At 30.0% G+C, this 19,631-nt stretch carries 16 protein-coding genes and 1 other annotated feature; of the genes, 3 read left to right on the forward strand and 13 right to left on the reverse strand.

Going from position 1 to position 19,631, the window contains the following annotated elements; translation table 11 throughout:
- Positions 1 to 26: 26 nt before the first annotated feature.
- Positions 27 to 3,137, reverse strand: coding sequence for an isoleucine--tRNA ligase (gene ileS, locus E5347_RS14360; protein WP_136007926.1), 3,111 nt, complete (start codon positions 3,135 to 3,137; stop codon positions 27 to 29).
- 361 nt (positions 3,138 to 3,498) lie between these two features.
- Positions 3,499 to 3,745: a binding site (T-box leader), on the reverse strand.
- A gap of 362 nt (positions 3,746 to 4,107) precedes the next feature.
- Between ileS and E5347_RS14365 the strand changes: the two genes are divergently transcribed.
- Positions 4,108 to 4,326, forward strand: coding sequence for a (2Fe-2S)-binding protein (locus tag E5347_RS14365; RefSeq protein ID WP_136007927.1), 219 nt, complete (start codon positions 4,108 to 4,110; stop codon positions 4,324 to 4,326).
- 130 nt (positions 4,327 to 4,456) lie between these two features.
- On the opposite strand, the gene E5347_RS16960 is transcribed toward E5347_RS14365, so the two are convergent.
- The gene (locus tag E5347_RS16960; protein ID WP_168354979.1) at positions 4,457 to 4,633 is read right to left on the reverse strand and encodes a hypothetical protein; all 177 of its coding nucleotides are present in this window, start codon (positions 4,631 to 4,633) and stop codon (positions 4,457 to 4,459) included.
- 26 nt (positions 4,634 to 4,659) lie between these two features.
- On the reverse strand, positions 4,660 to 5,802 hold the full coding sequence (locus E5347_RS14370; protein WP_136007928.1) for a glycerate kinase: 1,143 nt from the start codon (positions 5,800 to 5,802) through the stop codon (positions 4,660 to 4,662).
- 231 nt (positions 5,803 to 6,033) lie between these two features.
- On the opposite strand from E5347_RS14370, the gene E5347_RS14375 reads away from it, so the two are divergent.
- Positions 6,034 to 7,209: a class I SAM-dependent rRNA methyltransferase gene (locus E5347_RS14375; protein ID WP_136007929.1), complete on the forward strand. Its 1,176-nt coding sequence runs from the start codon at positions 6,034 to 6,036 to the stop codon at positions 7,207 to 7,209.
- 156 nt (positions 7,210 to 7,365) lie between these two features.
- On the opposite strand, the gene E5347_RS14380 is transcribed toward E5347_RS14375, so the two are convergent.
- The 8 genes from E5347_RS14380 to E5347_RS14415 form a co-directional block, all read right to left on the reverse strand.
- Positions 7,366 to 7,902 (reverse strand): 5' nucleotidase, NT5C type, encoded by a 537-nt coding sequence (locus E5347_RS14380; protein ID WP_136007930.1) that lies wholly within the window; start codon positions 7,900 to 7,902, stop codon positions 7,366 to 7,368.
- A 123-nt stretch (positions 7,903 to 8,025) separates the two neighbouring features.
- Entirely contained in the window at positions 8,026 to 8,583 is a 558-nt protein-coding gene (locus tag E5347_RS14385) for a GNAT family N-acetyltransferase (protein WP_136007931.1), read from the reverse strand.
- Between the two features lie 93 nt (positions 8,584 to 8,676).
- Positions 8,677 to 9,750, reverse strand: coding sequence for an ABC transporter permease (locus tag E5347_RS14390; protein WP_136007932.1), 1,074 nt, complete (start codon positions 9,748 to 9,750; stop codon positions 8,677 to 8,679).
- Position 9,751: 1 nt separating this feature from the next.
- Positions 9,752 to 10,486 carry an ABC transporter ATP-binding protein gene (locus E5347_RS14395; RefSeq protein WP_136007933.1) on the reverse strand — a complete coding sequence of 245 codons (735 nt, stop codon included), beginning with the start codon at positions 10,484 to 10,486 and terminating at the stop codon, positions 9,752 to 9,754.
- Between the two features lie 274 nt (positions 10,487 to 10,760).
- Complete coding sequence (locus E5347_RS14400; protein WP_136007934.1) at positions 10,761 to 11,606, reverse strand: CAP domain-containing protein; 846 nt, start codon at positions 11,604 to 11,606, stop codon at positions 10,761 to 10,763.
- A gap of 394 nt (positions 11,607 to 12,000) precedes the next feature.
- Complete coding sequence (locus tag E5347_RS14405; RefSeq protein WP_136007935.1) at positions 12,001 to 12,732, reverse strand: 2-phosphosulfolactate phosphatase; 732 nt, start codon at positions 12,730 to 12,732, stop codon at positions 12,001 to 12,003.
- Positions 12,733 to 12,753: 21 nt separating this feature from the next.
- Positions 12,754 to 13,677: a TIGR01212 family radical SAM protein gene (locus E5347_RS14410; protein ID WP_425350478.1), complete on the reverse strand. Its 924-nt coding sequence runs from the start codon at positions 13,675 to 13,677 to the stop codon at positions 12,754 to 12,756.
- A gap of 80 nt (positions 13,678 to 13,757) precedes the next feature.
- On the reverse strand, positions 13,758 to 14,858 hold the full coding sequence (locus E5347_RS14415; protein ID WP_243109791.1) for a hypothetical protein: 1,101 nt from the start codon (positions 14,856 to 14,858) through the stop codon (positions 13,758 to 13,760).
- A gap of 225 nt (positions 14,859 to 15,083) precedes the next feature.
- Between E5347_RS14415 and E5347_RS14420 the strand changes: the two genes are divergently transcribed.
- A complete protein-coding gene (locus E5347_RS14420; protein ID WP_136007936.1) occupies positions 15,084 to 16,142 on the forward strand; it encodes a YkvI family membrane protein in 1,059 nt (352 codons plus the stop codon).
- 68 nt (positions 16,143 to 16,210) lie between these two features.
- On the opposite strand, the gene E5347_RS14425 is transcribed toward E5347_RS14420, so the two are convergent.
- Both E5347_RS14425 and E5347_RS14430 read right to left on the reverse strand, forming a co-directional pair.
- A complete protein-coding gene (locus E5347_RS14425; RefSeq protein ID WP_136007937.1) occupies positions 16,211 to 17,983 on the reverse strand; it encodes a heme NO-binding domain-containing protein in 1,773 nt (590 codons plus the stop codon).
- Positions 17,984 to 18,139: 156 nt separating this feature from the next.
- Positions 18,140 to 19,558 (reverse strand): peptidoglycan-binding domain-containing protein, encoded by a 1,419-nt coding sequence (locus E5347_RS14430; protein ID WP_136007938.1) that lies wholly within the window; start codon positions 19,556 to 19,558, stop codon positions 18,140 to 18,142.
- Positions 19,559 to 19,631 lie beyond the last annotated feature (73 nt).

A 19,631-nucleotide genomic window follows, 5' to 3' on the forward strand; every position in this document is an offset into this window, starting at 1 on the left:
CTTCTAACTTTCTAAACTAATTCTGTCTAGCCAACTACAACTACTGTCATATTTAGTTTTTCACCATTTATAACAGTTTCAGTATAATCAGCATCTTCATTTACTGCAATTTCTTGAGTTAATGTTTCCCTCTTTATTACATCTGCATATTTATTGATAACATCAAGTAGCATATCGTTATTTGCAACAAATAGCTTAATCTTATCAGCAACTTCAAAACCCTTTTCTTTTCTCATGTTTTGGATCTTTGAAATAATTTCTCTTATTTGTCCTTCTTCTTTTAACTCTTCTGTAATAGTAGTATCAAGAACAACTCCAATTTGGCCTTCTCCAGCAAAAGCATATCCTTCTAAACCTTGCATAGTAACTAATACACTTTCACTATTTAATACTATTTCAGTTCCATCAACATTGATAGTTTCAGTTCCACCACTTTGTAGTTTTTGAGCTAATTCCATTTGGTTTCTTGCTGCTATTTCTTTTCTTATTCCAGGAATTAATTTACCATATTGTCTACCAAGTACAGGTAAGTTAGGCTTAATTTCAAAGTTAACATATTGTGATAAGTCAGCTCCAAATTCTACTGCCTTTATGTTAAGCTCATCTTTTATAATATCTCCATAGTACGCTGGAATAGCATCTGTAGATAATAACATCTTAGAAAGTGGCTGTCTATTCTTAATGTTAGCACCGTTTCTTGCACTTCTTCCAAGCTTAACTATTGTATAAGCTAATTCCATTTCCTTTTCTAAGTTCTTATCTATAGCATCTTCAGAAACTTCTGGCCATGCACATAGGTGTAAACTTTCTTCTGCTGAATTATCTAAACCTACTACTAAGTTTTGGTAAATTTCTTCTGTTACAAATGGTACAAACGGAGCAGCTACCTTTATTAAAGTAGTTAATACTCTATATAGTGTAACATAAGCACCTATCTTGTCATCAGTTAAATCTTCAGCCCAGTATCTTGCTCTATTTCTTCTTACATACCAGTTTGATAGCTCATCTGTAAAATCTTCTATAATTAAAGCAGCTTGAGTTATTTGGTATGAAGCTAAGTTTTCATCAACTTCTTTTATTACTGTGTTAAGCTTAGACATTATCCACTTATCCATTACATTTTCAGATTTAAAATCTTTATAATCTAATGGATTAAAGTTATCTAACTCAGCATATAACACGTAGAATGAATATACATTCCATAAAGTACTTAAGAACTTTCTTTGAGCTTCTGAAACATCATCAACAGAGAATCTTGTTGGAAGCCAAGGAGCACTTGCAGTGTAGAAATGCCATCTTGTAGCATCTGCACCTTGTGAGTCTAGTACTTCAAATGGATCTACTACATTTCCCTTTGATTTTGACATCTTTAAGCCCTTCTTATCTAATACGTGGCCTAAAACTATACAGTTTTCAAATGGGTTTCTGTCAAATATAGCTGTTGAAATAGCTAATAATGTATAGAACCAACCTCTTGTTTGGTCAACAGCTTCTGAAATAAATTGAGCTGGAAAGTTTTCTTCAAATAACTCTTTATTTTCAAATGGATAGTGCAATTGAGCAAATGGCATTGATCCTGAATCAAACCAACAGTCAATAACTTCAGCTGTTCTAGTCATTTCTTTACCACACTTAGAACACTTAAGCTTAACTCCATCTATATATGGTTTATGAAGTTCTATATCATCTGGAACATTAATTCCCTTTTCCTTTAAATCAGCTATACTTCCTACACATTCTCTGTGTCCGCATTCACATTCCCAAATTGGAAGTGGTGTACCCCAGTATCTATCTCTTGATATACCCCAGTCAATAACATTTTCTAAGAACTTACCAAATCTACCTGTTCTTATGTTATCTGGATACCAGTTAATTTTATCGTTATTTTCTAAAAGCTTATCTCTAAGCTTAGTCATTTCAACAAACCAGCTTTCTCTTGGATAGTAAAGAAGTGGTGTGTCACATCTCCAACAGTGTGGATATGAGTGAGTATGCTTTTCAGCTTTAAATAGTTTATTATTTTCTTCTAAATACTTAACTATTGATTCATCACATTTCTTAACGAACTTTCCTGCCCATGGAGTTACTTCTGGAACGAAGTTACCACTAGCATCAACTAAGTTAATAAATCCAATTCCATTTTTCTTAGCAACAATGCTATCATCTTCACCATATGCTGGAGCTATATGAACTATACCAGTACCATCCGATAAAGTTACGTAGTCACCATGAATAACTTCAAAAGCTTTTCCATCAACTTTTCCAAATGGAAGTAATCTTTCATATTTAGTTCCTAGTAATTCAGTTCCCTTGAACTCTTTTACTACTTCATAATCTTCTCCTAAAACCTTTGGAGCTAATTCTTTTGCAATAACTAAAATTTCATCTTCAACTTTAGCTTCTATATAATCATAAGCCTTGTTTACACATAATGCTAAGTTAGATGGTAAAGTCCAAGGAGTTGTTGTCCAAGCAAGTATATACTTATTTTCTTCTCCTTCAACTTTAAACTTAGCTATAGCAGTTAAGTCCTTAACATCCTTATAACCTTGTGAAACTTCATGAGAAGAAAGTCCAGTTCCACATCTTGGACAGTATGGCATTACCTTATGTCCCTTATATAAAAGTCCCTTTTCCCATAATTGATTTAATGCCCACCAAACAGATTCAATATATGAATTGTGATATGTAACATAAGGTTTTTCCATATCAACCCAATATCCAATTTGGTCAGTCATCTTTTCCCACATATTAACATAAGTGAATACTGAGTCCTTACATTCCTTAACGAACTTTTCAACTCCGTATTCTTCTATTTGCTCTTTTCCTGAGATTCCAAGTTTCTTTTCTATCTCTAGCTCAACTGGAAGTCCATGAGTATCCCATCCAGCCTTTCTAATTACTTTGTATCCCTTCATTACCTTATATCTTGGGATAATATCCTTCATAACTCTTGTTAATACGTGTCCTACGTGTGGTCTTCCATTTGCTGTTGGAGGCCCATCATAGAATGTAAAATACTCACCATCTTGGTTCATATCAAAGTTCTTCTTAATTACATTCTTAGCTTTCCAAAGGTCAGCTACTTCTTTTTCCATGCCTACAAAACCCTTTGGTAATTCAACCTTTTTGTACATAATTAAACTCCCTTCTTGTGATTTAAACTCATTTAAAAGCTACTTTGCTTTCCTATTAATAAATTTAATATATAAGCTTTCAATTAATGTAATTTACACTTTAAAATTATTTTTCACTCAAAATAATATAGGCACTTAAAATGTAGATTGTTTATTGAAACATATATATTTGTTTTTAACAATTTTTATAAATAAAAAGTATAAATTATAATATTTAATGCTTTTTAGAAAGATCCAAATCACTAAAATATGATAATTCATACTTCAAAGATATTGGTCACTTCATTATTATGTTAATACCCTTATTCTTTGCACTATATCCTTATTATATTTCCTAAATATAATAAAAAAACTTCGCCCACAATAGGACGAAGATTATTCGCTATACCACCTAAGGTTATAATTTCACTTATATTAATGAAATTAATAATTTCGAGCACTAACATACTCTATCTTTTAACGCAAGCTAACGTGAAGACCTAATAAGCATTTTACCTTTCAGCCTCAAACTCCTAGGTGATTTTCCCTAATCTTATCTATGGTTTTGCACCTTCCAACCACTCTCTTAAAGAATCCAATTAAGTACTTTTCCTAATCATAGTTTTTATTTATAAAAGTCATCTATGCTTTCGATTAATGTAATTTGATTTAATAATTATTTATCACTTAAAATAATATAAATTCTCAAAATGTACATTAATTACTGAAACATATATATTATTCTACTACAAAGTAAATTAATATAAAAGTATATATATGAGAATATTTTAATAAATTTAAAGAAAAATATCAATATATTTCTAAATGTTAGCCATCTTGATAGTCGAAACTAATTAATAATTTTTATCAATTAGTATTGACTTTCTATAGCAATCCACATATAATATAATCATAAAGAATAAATATTAAAAATTTATTTTTTATCCCCTTTATTTTCCTTAATCTATTCTTATATTAGGAGGAAAGATAAATGGAAAATAACTTAAACGAACAAGTCCTTGATAAGCTTACTAAAGTTTGTACTTGCAAGGCAATACCAAGATCCAAAATTAAAGATGCAATCAAAGCCGGAGCTCATACTGTATCAGAAGTTTCTAAGGCAACGGGAGCTTGTACAGGTGGGTGCAGAGGCTACAGATGTACCCCTACAATCCAAAATTTGATTGAGAAGCATCTGGAAAATAACTAATATAGTTCCCCCAAACTATATTAGCATATAGATTATATCTCCCCTAAAACCACCTGCTATGGAAACAGGTGGTTTTTTTATGCAAAAAATAAATAGAGCTGCATTACAACAACCCTATAAATCTAATTTTTTAAAATATCTTCATTGATATTCCATAACTTTTGAAACTATCTTTTGATAAATTAATATGTTTTAATTCCTTGTCTTCCTCTTTTTTAAGACTTGATGTGTTAAATTCTATCATTGCTTCTTCAAAGTATTTTTTTATTCTCTTTGGCGTAGGTATAATAATAGCCTTAAATATCATAAAAATCTCCTAAAAATTTATCTACATTATAATATACTGTGTTTTATTGCAATTATTCTTACTATATTTTCTGTAGCTACCGCTAAATTGTTTTTTCCTTCTTTTAAGGCCTTATCTAATTCCATTACTCCTGGAGTTATACCTACTATGGAATCTATACCAAGAGAATAAAGTTCATTAATTTCCTTGCCAATCTTCCCTGCAAAAGCTATTACTGGAATATTATATTTCTTAGCTAAAGTAGCAACACCAGCTGGTGTTTTCCCAAACTTAGTTTGAAAATCTATACTTCCTTCACCTGTGAATACGAAGTCTGCACCTTTTAACTTATCTTCTAATCTTGAATATTCTATTACAGTATCTATACCTGGCTTTACTTCACCATTACAAAACCCTATCAGTGCAGCTCCTAAGCCTCCTGCAGCTCCAGCGCCTTGTATATTATCTATATCTTTTCCTATTATTTTTCTAGATATATTAGCAAAATGTTTTAGATTTTCATCAAGAATTTTTACAATTTCATCATTTGCACCCTTTTGCCTACCAAATACTTCACTTGCTCCTTCAGGTCCAGTAAGAGGATTCTTTACATCACAGGCTATTTCTATTTTAGTACTTAATATTCTTTTATCTAAATTAGAAATATCTATAGATGATATTTTTCTTAATTCTCCTCCGCCATAGGAAACTTCATTGTTTTCCTTATCTTTAAATCTAACTCCTAAGGCTTGAAGCATTCCTACCCCGGCATCATTAGTAGCACTTCCTCCTAGCCCTATAAGTATTCTATCAACATCTTTATCTAAGGCTTCCTTTATTAATTCTCCTGTTCCAAAACTTGTAGTTATTAGCGGGCTCCTATTATCTTTATCTACTAAATGTAATCCACTAGCTTCAGCCATTTCAATTATAGCTGTTTTTTTATCTCCTAAAATTCCAAACCTTGCCCTAACCTTATTTCCTAATGGAGCAACAACATCTTTATAATAAATTTCTCCATTTGTAGCATCAACCAATGCATCTAAAGTTCCCTCTCCTCCATCTCCCATGGGGGCATGAACTATTTCTATTTCATTTATTACTCTCTTTATTCCCTTTTCCATGGCTAAACAAGCCTCTTTTGCAGTCATACTTTCTTTAAAAGAATCAGGTGCTAATACTATCTTCATACTTCTTCTCCACTCAACATAATAGTTACTAATTTAAAAATCATTATTTATTATTGTTAAATAACTTATAATAATTTTTATCTGCTAACTATATAATTAAATATTTTATCTACTTATAATTTTATACAAGATCTATATATTTATTTTATCATTATTATATCTATAAATATCTATACTTAATTCCTAATTGTGATATAATTTTATAGAACTTATTCAGGAAGGAGCTATATTATGGCAAGTAAGTTTTATTTACATAAAGGAAAAAATAAGAGAGCTGAACAAGGCAGACCTTGGATATATATTGATGAGATAAATGAATATGATGGTGACTATGAAAATGGTGATATAGTTGAAGTTTATAACCATAAAGGATTCTTTATAGGTAAAGGCTATATTAACGATAGAAGTAAAATAACAATTAGAATAATGACTAGAAATATAGAAGAAGAAATTGATTATGATTTCTTTAAAAGAAGATTTGAAGCTGCCTATGATTACAGAAAAACTGTTATAGACACTTCTTCTTGTAGACTTATCTTTGGTGAAGCTGACTTTTTACCAGGTCTTACAGTAGATAAATTTGAAGATTACTATGTAATTCAAATATCTACATTAGGAATGGATCAGTATAGAGATATTGTAGTAAAAATATTAGTTAATGAATTTGGAGCTAAAGGTGTTTATGAAAGAAGTGATATTAAGACTAGAGAAATCGAAGGTCTTGAGCAAACTAAAGGCTTCTTAACTGAACCTTTTGATACTAATATTGAAATTATTGAAAATGGTGTTAAATACATAGTTGATTTAGAAAATGGTCAAAAAACAGGTTTCTTCCTAGACCAAAAAGAAAATAGAGCAGCTATGCATAGAATTTGTAAGGGCAGAGATGTATTAGATTGCTTTACTCATACTGGATCTTTTGCATTAAATGCAGGAATAGCTGGCGCTAAATCTGTTTTAGGTATTGATGTATCTCAACATGCCATAGATTGTGCTACAAGAAATGCAGAACTTAACAACTTGCAAGATACTGTTAAATTTGAGTGTCATAATGCTTTTAATGTTCTTGGCGATTGGTCAAGAGAAGGTAGACAATTTGATGTGGTTATTTTAGATCCACCAGCTTTTACTAAATCAAGGAATACAATTAATGCTGCTATTAGAGGATATAAAGAAATAAACCTTAGAGGTTTAAAAATGGTTAAACCAGGCGGCTACTTTGCAACTTGTTCTTGTTCACATTATATGAGTGAAGAACAATTAAAGAAAACAGTTCTAGAAGCAGCTCATGATGCTAGAAGAACCTTAAGACAAGTAGAAGTAAGAACTCAAAGTTCAGACCATCCAATATTATGGGGTTCTGATGAATCTTATTATTTAAAGTTCTTCATATTCCAAGTAGTTTAAACTCAATGAAGTAAATTCACCTTAATATAAAGGGTCTGTTTCATTAGAACAGACCCTTTTTTAATTAACAATTAACAGTTAACAATTATTGATGTAATTCTTTCAGAATCACTAAAAATTATTTATTTTTAATTTTTCACTGTGCTGCAAGCACCTTTATATTAATCCCTTTTCTTCAAAATAAGCTTCTACTTCAAGCCAATTATTTACACGAATATAATCGTAATCCTTATCTAAATTATGATAAGCTGAAAATAATAATCCCTTGCCAGAAAAAACTCTTAAATTTTCAAGTGAATCATCAATTAAATAATCTGTATTAATAATAGACTTATCACCACAAAAAACATAATGCTTCTGATCAATAAATGGAAAATTACTTTTCAACCAATCAATTTTTCCATGAATGCTATTAGAAAAATGCATAGCTGCTGTTACAATAAATATTTCATGCTTCTTTGCTAAGCGTTCAATAACTCTCTTAGAATCTGGCATAACCTTCATATCTCTGAAAAAATCAGCATTATTCCTTATGAACACCATAGCGTCCTCATATTCAGGATACTTTTGTGTTACATATCCATTACCAACCTCTTCTTGAGTAACCTCTTTATTAAATAACTTATTAAATGTTCGCAAATCCTTCTCAGAAAAATCTGCAATTACCTCGTCCATATCTATGGCAATCCTCATTTGTAATCCCCCTTACCTTTTTATTATGAATTAACACTTATATAATAACTTATAATAAAGGAAAATTAAACCACACGTAAAATGTTTTCATAACTTGATTATCTTTGCGATTATATTAGCATTTTATGACACATAGTCTTCAGCAAGGATTCCATACATAGAGTAATCGCATATACCTTGATTATTTATATCAGCTTGTCTCATTGTTCCTTCATATTTCATTCCACATTTCATCATTACCTTGCCTGAATTAGGATTATTAGGGTCATGTCTAGATTCTACCCTATTTGCCCCGACTTCCTTAATCAAATAATGAATTACAGCTTTTAATGCTTCTGAAGTCACACCTTTATTCCACCATTTTCTACTAATGCAATAGCCTATATGAAACATATTTATTTCTTCATCTTTATCTACTACACTAATACATCCTATAGGTTCATTACCATTTTCTTTTAAGGTAATTGCCCATTGATAAAAGTCATCTTTATCATAACTATTTACCCAAGCTTTAAGGACGCCTTCTGTTACCTCTACATCTTTATGAGGAGGCCACGTTAAAAACTTAGCAACCTCTGGATCAGATGTCCAATTCTTATAAGCAGCTTCTGCATCTTCTACTTTAAATTTTCTTAAAATTAATCTTTCAGTCTCAATGGTCTTCGTTCCTAAATTTTTCATAAATTTACCTCAAATCTAATTATTTTTATGAGTAATTCACTCTTCTACAAGAATTTTCAATATTAAACAAATATTTTATAAGCTAACGAAAATTTATAGTCTTCTGTATTTTTTTAGGGCTATCGAGTTTAATATAATAAACACTATTGCATAAACAGTTAAAATTAATAAATCCAATGATATATCACTTAAAGATGAACCTCTAAGAACCACCCCTGTTAATGCATCCGCTGCATAAGTTAATGGAAATACCTTTGATAATCCTTGTATCCATATCGGAGACTCTCTTAATGAAAATAGTCCACAAAATAATATTTGAGGAACAATCACTATTGGTACAAACTGTATTAATTGAAATTCATTTTTTGCAAAGGTTGAAAGCAAAGTTCCTAAAGAAAGTGAGCCAGCAGCCAACAATATATTTATTAAGAGGACTAGTAAAGGACTTCCTTTAACAGTTATTCCAAGTACATATATCATAAAAATTTGTATAAGTATTGTTTGTATAATTACAAATACTCCAAATCCTAAGAAGTATCCCATTACTATTTCCATTCTCTTTATTGGAGTAGCCATTAATCTTTCTAAGGTTCCACTTATTCTTTCTCTTAAGAAGGCTATACCTGCTAATAAGAATACAAAGAAAAATATAAAAAAACCCATCATCATTGGTGCTATAGAATCGAATGTAGTCATATCAGATGACCCATTTATATAGCTAAACTCATTATCTAACATCCTAATACCCATTTTAGATAAATTTTCATTTCCTGATATCATATCCTTAGAATAATTACTAAAAGCAGTAGAAACAGCCTTTTGTACAGCTGAATTTATACTCATTTCACTTCCTTCTACTATTGTTATTAAATCTTCATTCTCCATTTGAATTAAGGCATCGTACTCTCTATCTTTTATTTTTTCTATTAAAGATTCTTCTGAATCACTACTTTCATAGACTTCGCCTTGATTTTTCATCTCATCAATTAATGCTATTGGAATATTACTATTACTATCAATAAGTAATTTAGGATTATCAATTGTGGAATTCAATATTATATTGAATAAAGTAAGTACAAAGATTGGAGCTATAAATAGTAATGCTAAGGATCTTTTATCACCAATAATTTGCTTAACTATTCTTTTGGCTACAGTAAAAGTTCTCATCTTACTCATCCCCTTTTTCTCTACTATAGAATAAAAATGCATCCTCTATAGTTTTTCCGCCTGAGGATTCTATTATCTCTTTTGGTGTACCTTCTGATATAATTTCTCCATCCCTAATTAAAGCTAACTTATCACATTTATATGCTTCATCCATAACATGAGTAGTTACTATAATAGTCCTTCCAGCATTCTTTATTCTCTCAAATTCATCCCAGAATTTTTTTCTAAGAATAGGATCTATCCCTACGGTAGGCTCATCTAAAATCAATAATTTAGGGTTATGAAGAAGAGCTATTGCTAATGAAAGCCTTCTTTTCATTCCTCCAGAATAATTTTTAACTGCTTTATTAAAATCTTTATCTAGATTAACTAATCTTAAAACTTCCATAGCTCTTTCTTTAGCTGCTTCACCTTTAATTCCATATAATTCTCCAAAGAATAAAACATTATCAAGTGCTGATATATCATCATATAAAGCATCACTTTGAGCCATATATCCTATATCTTTTGAAACATCTAATGTTGGCATCTTATTGTCAAACACTTTAACTTCACCTTTATCTACTTCTTTCATCCCAATAATAACTTTAACTAAAGTAGTCTTTCCAGCTCCAGATGGACCTAGCAGTCCTATTATTTCACCCTCTTTAATCTTTATATCTACATTACTTAATATCCTTGTTTTATTGTAAGTAACATCAATATTGGCAACATCTACGACAACACCTTTATTCATTTTATTCACCTCTTAATATAACCTGTCTTCATAGTATCACTAAATAGAAAATTTGTGAATAAATGTATAAGTTTTAATAAATAAAACTCATTAGTTAAATATACTAGTTAATACGACAATGATTTTCTCATTTTCATACCTAATACAAATAAAAAAACACCAGTTTAAAAGATAATCTAAGGCGCTATCTCACAATTTATTACTCTTGTGTGATAGCCCTTAAATTTTTATAAACTGATGTTATTATAAAAAATAATTTTTTTATTGTATCTTCTTATCTATAGAACTCTTGTGTTGCATAATAAGTATTACCTATTTTATATACACCTACTCCTATACTGGTAAAGTTAGTAGATAAAATATTAGCTCTATGCCCAGATGAATTCATCCAATTATTCATAAATTCTGTTGCTAATCCTTCATTACCTCTTTTACCTTGAATATAGGCTATATTTTCTCCCCAAGAATTATATGAAACACCATCGGCTTTCATTGTATCTGTTATTAGTTTTCCCTGAGGATCTTCGTGAGAAAAATATCCTTTTTCCCCCATATCAGCTGACTTAATCCTAGCATATTTCTCCATGGTAGTATTATAACTTAATCCTGGAAGACCCGCTGCAGCTCTTTCTGAATTTACTCTTTGGTAAATTAACTGTTCAATTTCTGCTGCAAAATTATTATCACTAGGTGCTGATTGTGCACTTGGATTCTCTGGAGTACCAGTTGAGCCACTATTATTTCCACTATTTGCTTGAGGTGGCAATGGATTTACACTAGGATTCTTTTCTGGATTACTTGGAGTGACTCCTCCAGTTGATCCATTATTATTTGAATTATTATTATTCTCATTACCATTTGAAGGATTATTATTTTCAGTAGACCCTCCACCATTATTTTCATGAGAAGCATTTGGTGGATTATTACTGCTATTAGGTGTATTTGAATTCTTCTCTTTATTTTCTTTTTCAACCTGATTAGAAGAATTTTTGTCTTTTTCTTCAACTTTAGCAATATCACCTGGAGTTTGTTTATTTGAGTACATAAAATACGCACCTACACCTAAAACTACAATAACTCCTAATGATACTATAATCGTTACTATCCTAGACTTGCTCATAAGATTTCCTCCTTTAAGCTTTTTCTTCATCTGGTCTGATAATTTTATCATAATAAAATCATTATCTAAATATGAGGTCATTTGTAATTGTTGAAACTTTTCTACCTATTACCACTATTTATTCTACATAGATTTTTTTTCAACTTTTTATGCAAAAAAAATAGAAATGGCCAAAGTTGCCTTTAGCCATTTCCTCGAAATAAATTCTATAATATAGGAGTTTAATTTATACTGTATATTATTAGAAGTGTGGAGCTTTTAATAATATATTTAAATCCTAACTGATATTGATTATCAATCTAATATTATAATATATCTTTTCCCTAAGATTGTCAATAAAAATTTTCAAATTATTTAACAATTTAAATAATTTATTTTTTTAAGTGACTTTCTATTATAATTTTATACTTCTAGACCTCTTATCTACTCTAGGAACTACATCTATTATGTCCTTTTTACAGCAATATTCTAGATCATTATTTAATCCAAGTTCCATTAAAATATTATAATGTCTTGCATTTTTAATAAAATCAATTATATTAAGATTATTTTCATAAATATATTTTGCAGTTTTAGATATATCTGAAATTTCATATTTATTTTTTTCTTCACCTTCACATAATAAACTAATCATATATCCCGAACATATAAAGTCATCCATGGAAAACTCTCCATTAGTTCCTGCATTTATAAATACTACATCTTTATTTATTTCTTTTACTAACTTAATAACAGCTTTAGAATTAATCATTGCCCCGATTAAAATTTCCTCTGAGTTTAAACTTAAATTTATGGCTCTAGTTCCATTTGTGGTACTTAAAATTATACTCTTTCCTTCTACCTTTTCAGCTGTATATTCTAAAGGTGAATTAGAAAAATCAAATCTTTCTATTCTTACTGCTTTTCTTTCTCCACCAAGTAAAGGGCTAATTCCTTCAGCTACTAACTCATTCTTCTTACTAAAGGCTTCTTCTACCGTTAATATAGGAAATACTTCTTTTGCTTTATTATTTAATGCTGTAACTATAACTGATGTAGCTCTTAACATATCTATAACTACAACTACTTTTCCCCTTAAGTCCTCTTCTTTTATATTATCAGCTGATATTATTAAATCTACCTTCATTAAATCTCCCCCTGAGCTAAACTATTTAAAGTTCTTTCCTTGCCAAATATCATTATCTTCTAAGGCTTTATCTATAGCATTTAATACTTCCCATTTCTTTAAGCTCCACATAGGTCCTATTAACATTTCCCTAGGTGCATCACCTGTCAGTCTATGAACTACCATATCTTCAGGCAGCATAGACACACCCTTGCATATTAAATCTATATATTGCTCTTGAGTCAGTAATTTTAATTCACCATTCTCATATTGCTCTACCATTTTTGTACCTTCCATCAAGTGAAGCAGGTGGAACTTAATTCCCTTAGCTCCTGAATGAGCTATATAATCTACTGTCTTTAACATATCTTCTTCAGTTTCACCTGGAAGTCCAAATATTGTATGAACTACTACCTCTATATTTCTATCTAATAATCTCTTAAGTGTATTATCAAATACTTCAAAGTCATATCCTCTATTAAAGTTTCTCGCGGTTTCATCATTTACAGTTTGTAAACCTAGCTCTACTATTAAATATATCTTTTCATTTAATTCACTTAAAAATTCAAGTACGTCATCATCAATACAGTCTGGTCTAGTGGCTATAGATAAGGCAACTACATTCTTTTGAGCTAAAGCTTCTTGATATTTTCTTCTAAGTTCTTCAACTGGTGCATATGTATTTGTGTATGCCTGAAAATAAGCAATTAGCTTTCCATCCTTCCACTTTTTCTCCATCATATCTTTTCTATCTTCAAATTGCTTAGTTATTGATAATGTTCTGCTTCCTGCAAAGTCCCCTGATCCCCTTGCACTACAGAATGTACATCCACCTTTTGCAACTTTTCCATCTCTATTAGGACAAGTAAATCCCCCGTCTAAAGATATTTTATATACTTTTTCGTTAAATTTATTTCTAAGATAATAGTTTAAGCTATGATATCTTTTATCATTCCATTTTTTCATAATTTCCTCCAAAAATAAAAGTACCACTTTATTTAAGTCGTACTTTTATTCTACTACAATATTCACATATGTTAAGTATTTTATGTACTTTTTTTGATTTCTTTTCCTTCTATTGAAACATCATACTCACCTAATTTTTCTGCATTTATATCCTTAGCCCCTAACTTACCACCTACTGATATTTTAAAGTCCTCTTTATCAAAATTAATTAGGGATATATTATAGGTATCCGCTGGAAACTCCTTATCAAAGTCGAGGTCTACTAGTTCTCCATTTTCGCCATTATAAACTTTAATTCTTCTTACTAAGTTAGAGTTTAGATATTCTACTATTAAAAATCCCTCTTCTTTTGTAAATACTAAGTTATCTATTTTTATATTTCTTAGTAAATCAAGTGGTATTACTTTTTTAGCTATTGGTTTGTCTAAAGCATCTTCTAAATTAACTTCAGTGCTTCCTTCTTTATTAGGATTAGATTCATTTGCTCCTCCTTGGGTTGCCTTACTTTCTTCTATATATGCAATTGATAAGAATGTCTTATTTCCACCCGTGGTAGAAATAGCTACTTTTTTCCCCTTATATCCTAAGGCTACTGGCCCAAAGGCTTCTGCTTCTACCTTTTCCTTATGTAACATAAGTTCATTTCTTCTTAAGTAAACATCCTTAGGCATATTACTTAAAGAAACTATTAAATCACTTTTTCCACCATCTTCACCAATGATTCTTAATGAGTTATTCTTAACAAAGACTTGCATCTTATTCATAGCTTTAATTTCATCTATTTTATAGTCTTCTCCATCCTTTATAACTTTAATTGCAAAGTTATCCAAATCACATTTTGGCTCAGATGAAGAATTTCTAATAACATTAAAAGTAATAAATACTGATTTACTAGATGCTTCAATAAGTGCTTCAGGTTCAAAAGATATTATTTTTGATGTTCCTGTTGTTATTTCATTATTATTTTTTAATAGGTTTTCTGTGCAAAGAGAGTTAGCCTCTTCAATATTATCATTTCTAATTAAGCCAAGATATTTATCTGATAGTTCATATGCCTTTTTAGGCTTAAATAAATCTACTTCCACATCTGAAGATTGATAATATGAGCATCCTGAAAAAATATATAGATTTAATATTATTAAGGACAGTATATACATTATTTTATTTTTTTTATATTTCAAAGCTATCACTCCTTAAATGGTCCTTAAGGTTATTTTCCCTAAGTTTAGATAGCTTATTCATCTTTAAAGTAATAACTTTATTTCATATTCAATTAGAATAGACATTATAATTATTATTCTTCATTTTAAATATCAAAATAATTATTACGAAAAATAGCCCGCTAAAGAATAAAAATTTAATAAATCCTATATATTGTTAGTATAGATGAAGTAGGGGGATTAAAAATGAAGGATGAATTTTCAAAAATTTTCAAAGTATCAGTGGTATTTATAGGTACCATAGTAGGAGCTGGACTTGCATCTGGGCAGGAAATAAAAGAATTCTTTACTTCTTATGGAGTAATTAGTTTTTTAGGAATAATAGCCTGTGGATTTTTTTATATATTACTTGGCTCAATTGTCTCTAAAATCAGTATTAAACATAACTTAACTTCCTATGGAGAAGTAATAAGGGTAGTTAGCCCAAATATCCTAGGGAAAATAACTGGTGTTATCACCACTCTTTATTTAATTTCTAGTGCATCTATTATCCTTGCTGGAAGTGGTGCCTTAATCAATCAATTTTTCGGAATACCTAAAATAGTAGGTTCATTAATAATGGTAGTAATAGCTTTATTCTTTTTATTAAGAGGCACTAATGGATTAATTGAGGTTAATTCCTTTATAGTTCCTACTTTAATAGCTACGATATCCATTATTACTATACTATATTTTATGTTCTGTAAGGATCTTATAAGCCTTGAACACTTATTTAGCTTTAAAGCTCAAAAGAAAGGAATAGCAATTTCTACCCTGCTTTATGCTGGCTATAATACTCTGTGTAGCCTTGGAGTATTAGTCCCTTTAAGCACTGAAATTAGGAAACCTAAAACTATGTTTTATGGAGTTACATTAGGCGCCATAGGCTTAGTTTTATTGAGCATAGCTATAAACTTCTTACTTATGATTAATCAACCTTATATAGATAAGTATGAAATACCTCTTTTATTTGTGGCACAGCCTTTTGGCAATATAATTCAAGCATTATTACTAGTAGTTATACTACTAGAAATGTTCTCTACAGAAGTTTCTGATGTATATTCTATTAGTAAAACTTTAGATGATACCTTTAAATTAGACTTTAAAAAAGCTATATTTATTGTTATTTTTATAGCTCTTCCTATTTCAGTAATAGGTTTTTCTAAACTTATAGGAGTACTTTACCCTATGTTTGGCGTATTAAGTCTAGTATTTATAAGTCAAACTATATATTATTATTTTAAACATAGAAAAGAGTTAATTTAGTTCATAAAAATACACCCTAGGTTACCAATCCTTCGGTTTCCTAAGGTGTATTTTATTATTTTTTATAATTAATCCACATCTGTTACAAAGTTTTCCCCAACATCTCTTACTTTTCCTAGAGTTATCAACATTTCTTGAATACTTTTTGTAAACTCTTCAACATTTTGATTTACTAGTTGTGATGATGCAGCATTTTCTGCAGCTATAGCAGCTAATAAATCTATGTTTTTACTCATATCTGATACTGAAGTAACTTCTTTATTTAACTTATTTATAGCTTCATTAGTTTCATTTGAAACTATCTTTATTAGATCATTTGCTTCTGAGCTTACTGTTCTAACCTTCTCTAGATTAGAAGCTTCTACTTCTAAGAATGTATATTGATTTTCAATACTAGATACTAGTGTATTTATCTCATTTGCAAAATAAGATAAATTATCATTTATATCTTTTACTGCTTGTTGCGATTGCTCTGCAAGCTTTCTTACTTCTTCAGCTACTACTGCAAAACCTCTTCCTTGTTCTCCTGCCCTAGCTGCTTCAATTGATGCATTTAAAGCTAAAAGATTCGTTTGATCTGAAATCCCAGAAACTAATGAAACGATATTAGTTATATCATCAGCTTTTCTTTGTAAGCTTTGTCCTCTTTCCTTAACGTTCATAAACGAACTTAAGGTTTCTCTAATAGCTTCATTAGACTTGTCTACATTTAAGTAACTTTCTTTTATCTTATCAACAGACTTATCTAGTATATTTTTATTTTTATCCTGAAGTACAACTAAATCCTTTAAAGCTTCTATATTTTCATTAGTTTGATTAACAAGCTCTTCTGTGCTTACTTCTTGTCTCTCTGCTAATTCTAGTACTTGTTCTGAAGAAGTTGAAATTTCTTGTGTTGCTTTCTTCATATTTTCAGTCGTTTTATACATAGATTGAGTAAATACACTTAACTCATTTAAAGTTAAGTTAGCTGATGTTAAATCTTCACTAATACTATTTTTTAATTTAGATATTCCTGCATATATCCTTTCTAGTTTATCATTAGTAGATATACTAGTGTCTATAGCCTCAAAATTATTATTTTCTATGTTTTCAATAATATCATTTAACGGTTTAACTACTATATTACTAATAAAACCAGATATTAATCCAGCTACTCCCCCCATTAATACACCTTTAAGTAATCCTACCATCGGTAATCCTATTAAAGTAATTACTATAAATATTGGAACTCCAATCTTTAATTCTAAACTCTTAAAACCAAAGTTAGATAACGTTCTACTGATAAGATACTTTTTATTTAAATGAATATTCTTCTCGAATTCTATATATACTGTAAGTTTTCCTTTATCTCTACCTACTTCTTCAATCTTTACTTTTTCACCGAAGAACTTAACACTTCCCCCTAGCAACCCTAAGAAGTAGTCAAAAAGTTCTCTATCTGATCTATAAGTAAGGTTAATTCCCTTTTCTGATATTTGTTTAATTTCCATTATCGGTGGCTTAGCACCTCTTATTTTCTTCATTATTATGGCATGAACAAAATTAAGAGAATTTAAAAATCTATAAAGGTCCACCCTTTTAAAGAAAACTGGATAATCTTCTGCGAATTTATTTAAATTATTTTCTCCAATGATTCTCCAAAGTTCATTTATAGGCGTTCCTACATTATTAGCAATCACTCCTATAAACTTAAATATCTTTTCATCCTCTACGTCATCTAAAGGACTAAAAACTATATCTTCCGGCCAATTAACTGCTTTTAAAGATTTTCTAATTTGATCATTTCCATATAAATCCCTACATGTCCTAATCCATGTAGATACTACCGTCCCCTTCATTGTTTCCCTCCCGCATATTATAACTAATGTAATATAGACATTATAACCTATTAACGACAAAAATAGTGTAATACACTTATTATATACTTATTATCGACAAAAAAATAGATTTATAGAAAAAAATAGATGAATTGGAAAACTTCCAATTCATCTATTTTATATAAAATCATCAAAATAATTAAATTTAGGAATTTTATTACTATCATATCCATCAAAAGCTGTTGGTGGTATAAATATTCTCTCTACAGAATTTATTCCTCCTCTATAACCACCTCTTAATTCTGCTATTCTAGTAACCCCTACATAAATATCAGATATCTTGTACCATGTAGCATAATCTACTATTCCTGTCTTTGGTAAGTTAAATACTCCTTGGAAAACACTAACTGCTTCTGCAGTTCTAGGTCCAAATACTCCATCTTGAGCTACTTTAGGAATCAATGGATAGTTTTGTGCTATCCTATTTAGATATTCTTGAATTGATCTTACTTCATTTCCTGATGAACCAACAGTCAAATCATATCCTGGGAAAGATTTTGGTATCCCTTTAACTTGTTCTGCTGTTACTAACTCGATGTCATTGCCATAAAAACTGGTTAATATATCAAATGGAGCCTTTCCTTGGTCCCCTAGGTACTTACTTCCCCATTGGGTCATCCATCCTGGGCAAGTTACATTTTTACCATCACAATATTGTGTAAGAAGTGGCTGCTTTTTCCCTATTCTTCTTATATAAGTAGAAAATATATCATCTACTACAGCACTAATACTTTCAAATATGTTTCTTCCATAAGTAAATGCATGATCATATGCAGTTGAAGTAGTAATATCAAAGTTCTTTCCTTTTCCTCTATACCATTCAGTATATATTCTATTTAATGTAAAGGAAATGATAGCATAGATATTTGCCCTAATAGTATTATCCGACCAAGTTGAATAAATCTCACATGATGCAACATTCTTTATATAATCTTTATAAAGAACATTATAATTTGGAGCTGATGTATTATTAGGTCCCCCAGCATGAACCACTATAAATTCTGGAATAACCGGCTTTGGTAAAACTACTCCACTAGTTGGTGGTGGAAGTGGCTTATCAACTTCTTCTGGAATCTTTGCTGGATAATTACCATTTAAAGTATTTGGCCCAATATTTATAACTTCATTAATATTTCCACCTTGGAAACTAGGTGGTGCATTTGCAGTATTAGGGGGAGTTTCTATCGTTTCCATCCTAGTTAAAATCCCAGAACTCTCTATGAGGTTACATTGCTGAATTGATAATTCTCCAGGGAATATCTGACATCTATTTATTAAAATACTCTGGAAACCATCTCTTTCAACTAAGATGTCATACATGCTATAAGGAACTTGCCCTGTTGGTTGTTGAGAATATGATAATGGTGGTGCATCTAATTCTACTATTTCAGATTCTCCCATAGAATTAGTAGATAATGAAATTGTTTGAGAAACTGCTCCTTCGGCAGATGGTCTTATAGTTATTTTAGAATTATCTACAGGTATATAACTATCGCCTAAAAAACACTGTATCTTTAAACTTCCCTTTTCAGCCATATATTTCTCCTTTAATTATTTTCCTATATCCAATATATGCCTCTTATAATAATTTTGTTCAGATTTATTAATA

Source organism: Clostridium sartagoforme (assembly GCF_004794105.1).
Taxonomy (GTDB): domain Bacteria; phylum Bacillota; class Clostridia; order Clostridiales; family Clostridiaceae; genus Clostridium; species Clostridium sartagoforme_B.

Excerpts from the sequence above, each read along its gene's own strand:
- E5347_RS14420 (WP_136007936.1), top strand. The coding sequence starts at position 15,084 with ATGAAGGATGAATTTTCAAAAATTTTCAAAGTATCAGTGGTATTTATA.
- E5347_RS14365 (WP_136007927.1), top strand. The coding sequence starts at position 4,108 with ATGGAAAATAACTTAAACGAACAAGTCCTTGATAAGCTTACTAAAGTT.
- E5347_RS14405 (WP_136007935.1), bottom strand. The coding sequence starts at position 12,732 with ATGAAGGTAGATTTAATAATATCAGCTGATAATATAAAAGAAGAGGAC.
- E5347_RS14370 (WP_136007928.1), bottom strand. The coding sequence starts at position 5,802 with ATGAAGATAGTATTAGCACCTGATTCTTTTAAAGAAAGTATGACTGCA.
- E5347_RS14410 (WP_425350478.1), bottom strand. The coding sequence starts at position 13,677 with ATGAAAAAATGGAATGATAAAAGATATCATAGCTTAAACTATTATCTT.
- ileS (WP_136007926.1), bottom strand. The coding sequence starts at position 3,137 with ATGTACAAAAAGGTTGAATTACCAAAGGGTTTTGTAGGCATGGAAAAA.
- E5347_RS14430 (WP_136007938.1), bottom strand. The coding sequence starts at position 19,558 with ATGGCTGAAAAGGGAAGTTTAAAGATACAGTGTTTTTTAGGCGATAGT.
- E5347_RS14400 (WP_136007934.1), bottom strand. The coding sequence starts at position 11,606 with ATGAGCAAGTCTAGGATAGTAACGATTATAGTATCATTAGGAGTTATT.
- E5347_RS14385 (WP_136007931.1), bottom strand. The coding sequence starts at position 8,583 with ATGAAAAATTTAGGAACGAAGACCATTGAGACTGAAAGATTAATTTTA.
- E5347_RS16960 (WP_168354979.1), bottom strand. The coding sequence starts at position 4,633 with ATGATATTTAAGGCTATTATTATACCTACGCCAAAGAGAATAAAAAAA.
- E5347_RS14425 (WP_136007937.1), bottom strand. The coding sequence starts at position 17,983 with ATGAAGGGGACGGTAGTATCTACATGGATTAGGACATGTAGGGATTTA.
- E5347_RS14390 (WP_136007932.1), bottom strand. The coding sequence starts at position 9,750 with ATGAGAACTTTTACTGTAGCCAAAAGAATAGTTAAGCAAATTATTGGT.
- E5347_RS14380 (WP_136007930.1), bottom strand. The coding sequence starts at position 7,902 with ATGAGGATTGCCATAGATATGGACGAGGTAATTGCAGATTTTTCTGAG.
- E5347_RS14375 (WP_136007929.1), top strand. The coding sequence starts at position 6,034 with ATGGCAAGTAAGTTTTATTTACATAAAGGAAAAAATAAGAGAGCTGAA.
- E5347_RS14395 (WP_136007933.1), bottom strand. The coding sequence starts at position 10,486 with ATGAATAAAGGTGTTGTCGTAGATGTTGCCAATATTGATGTTACTTAC.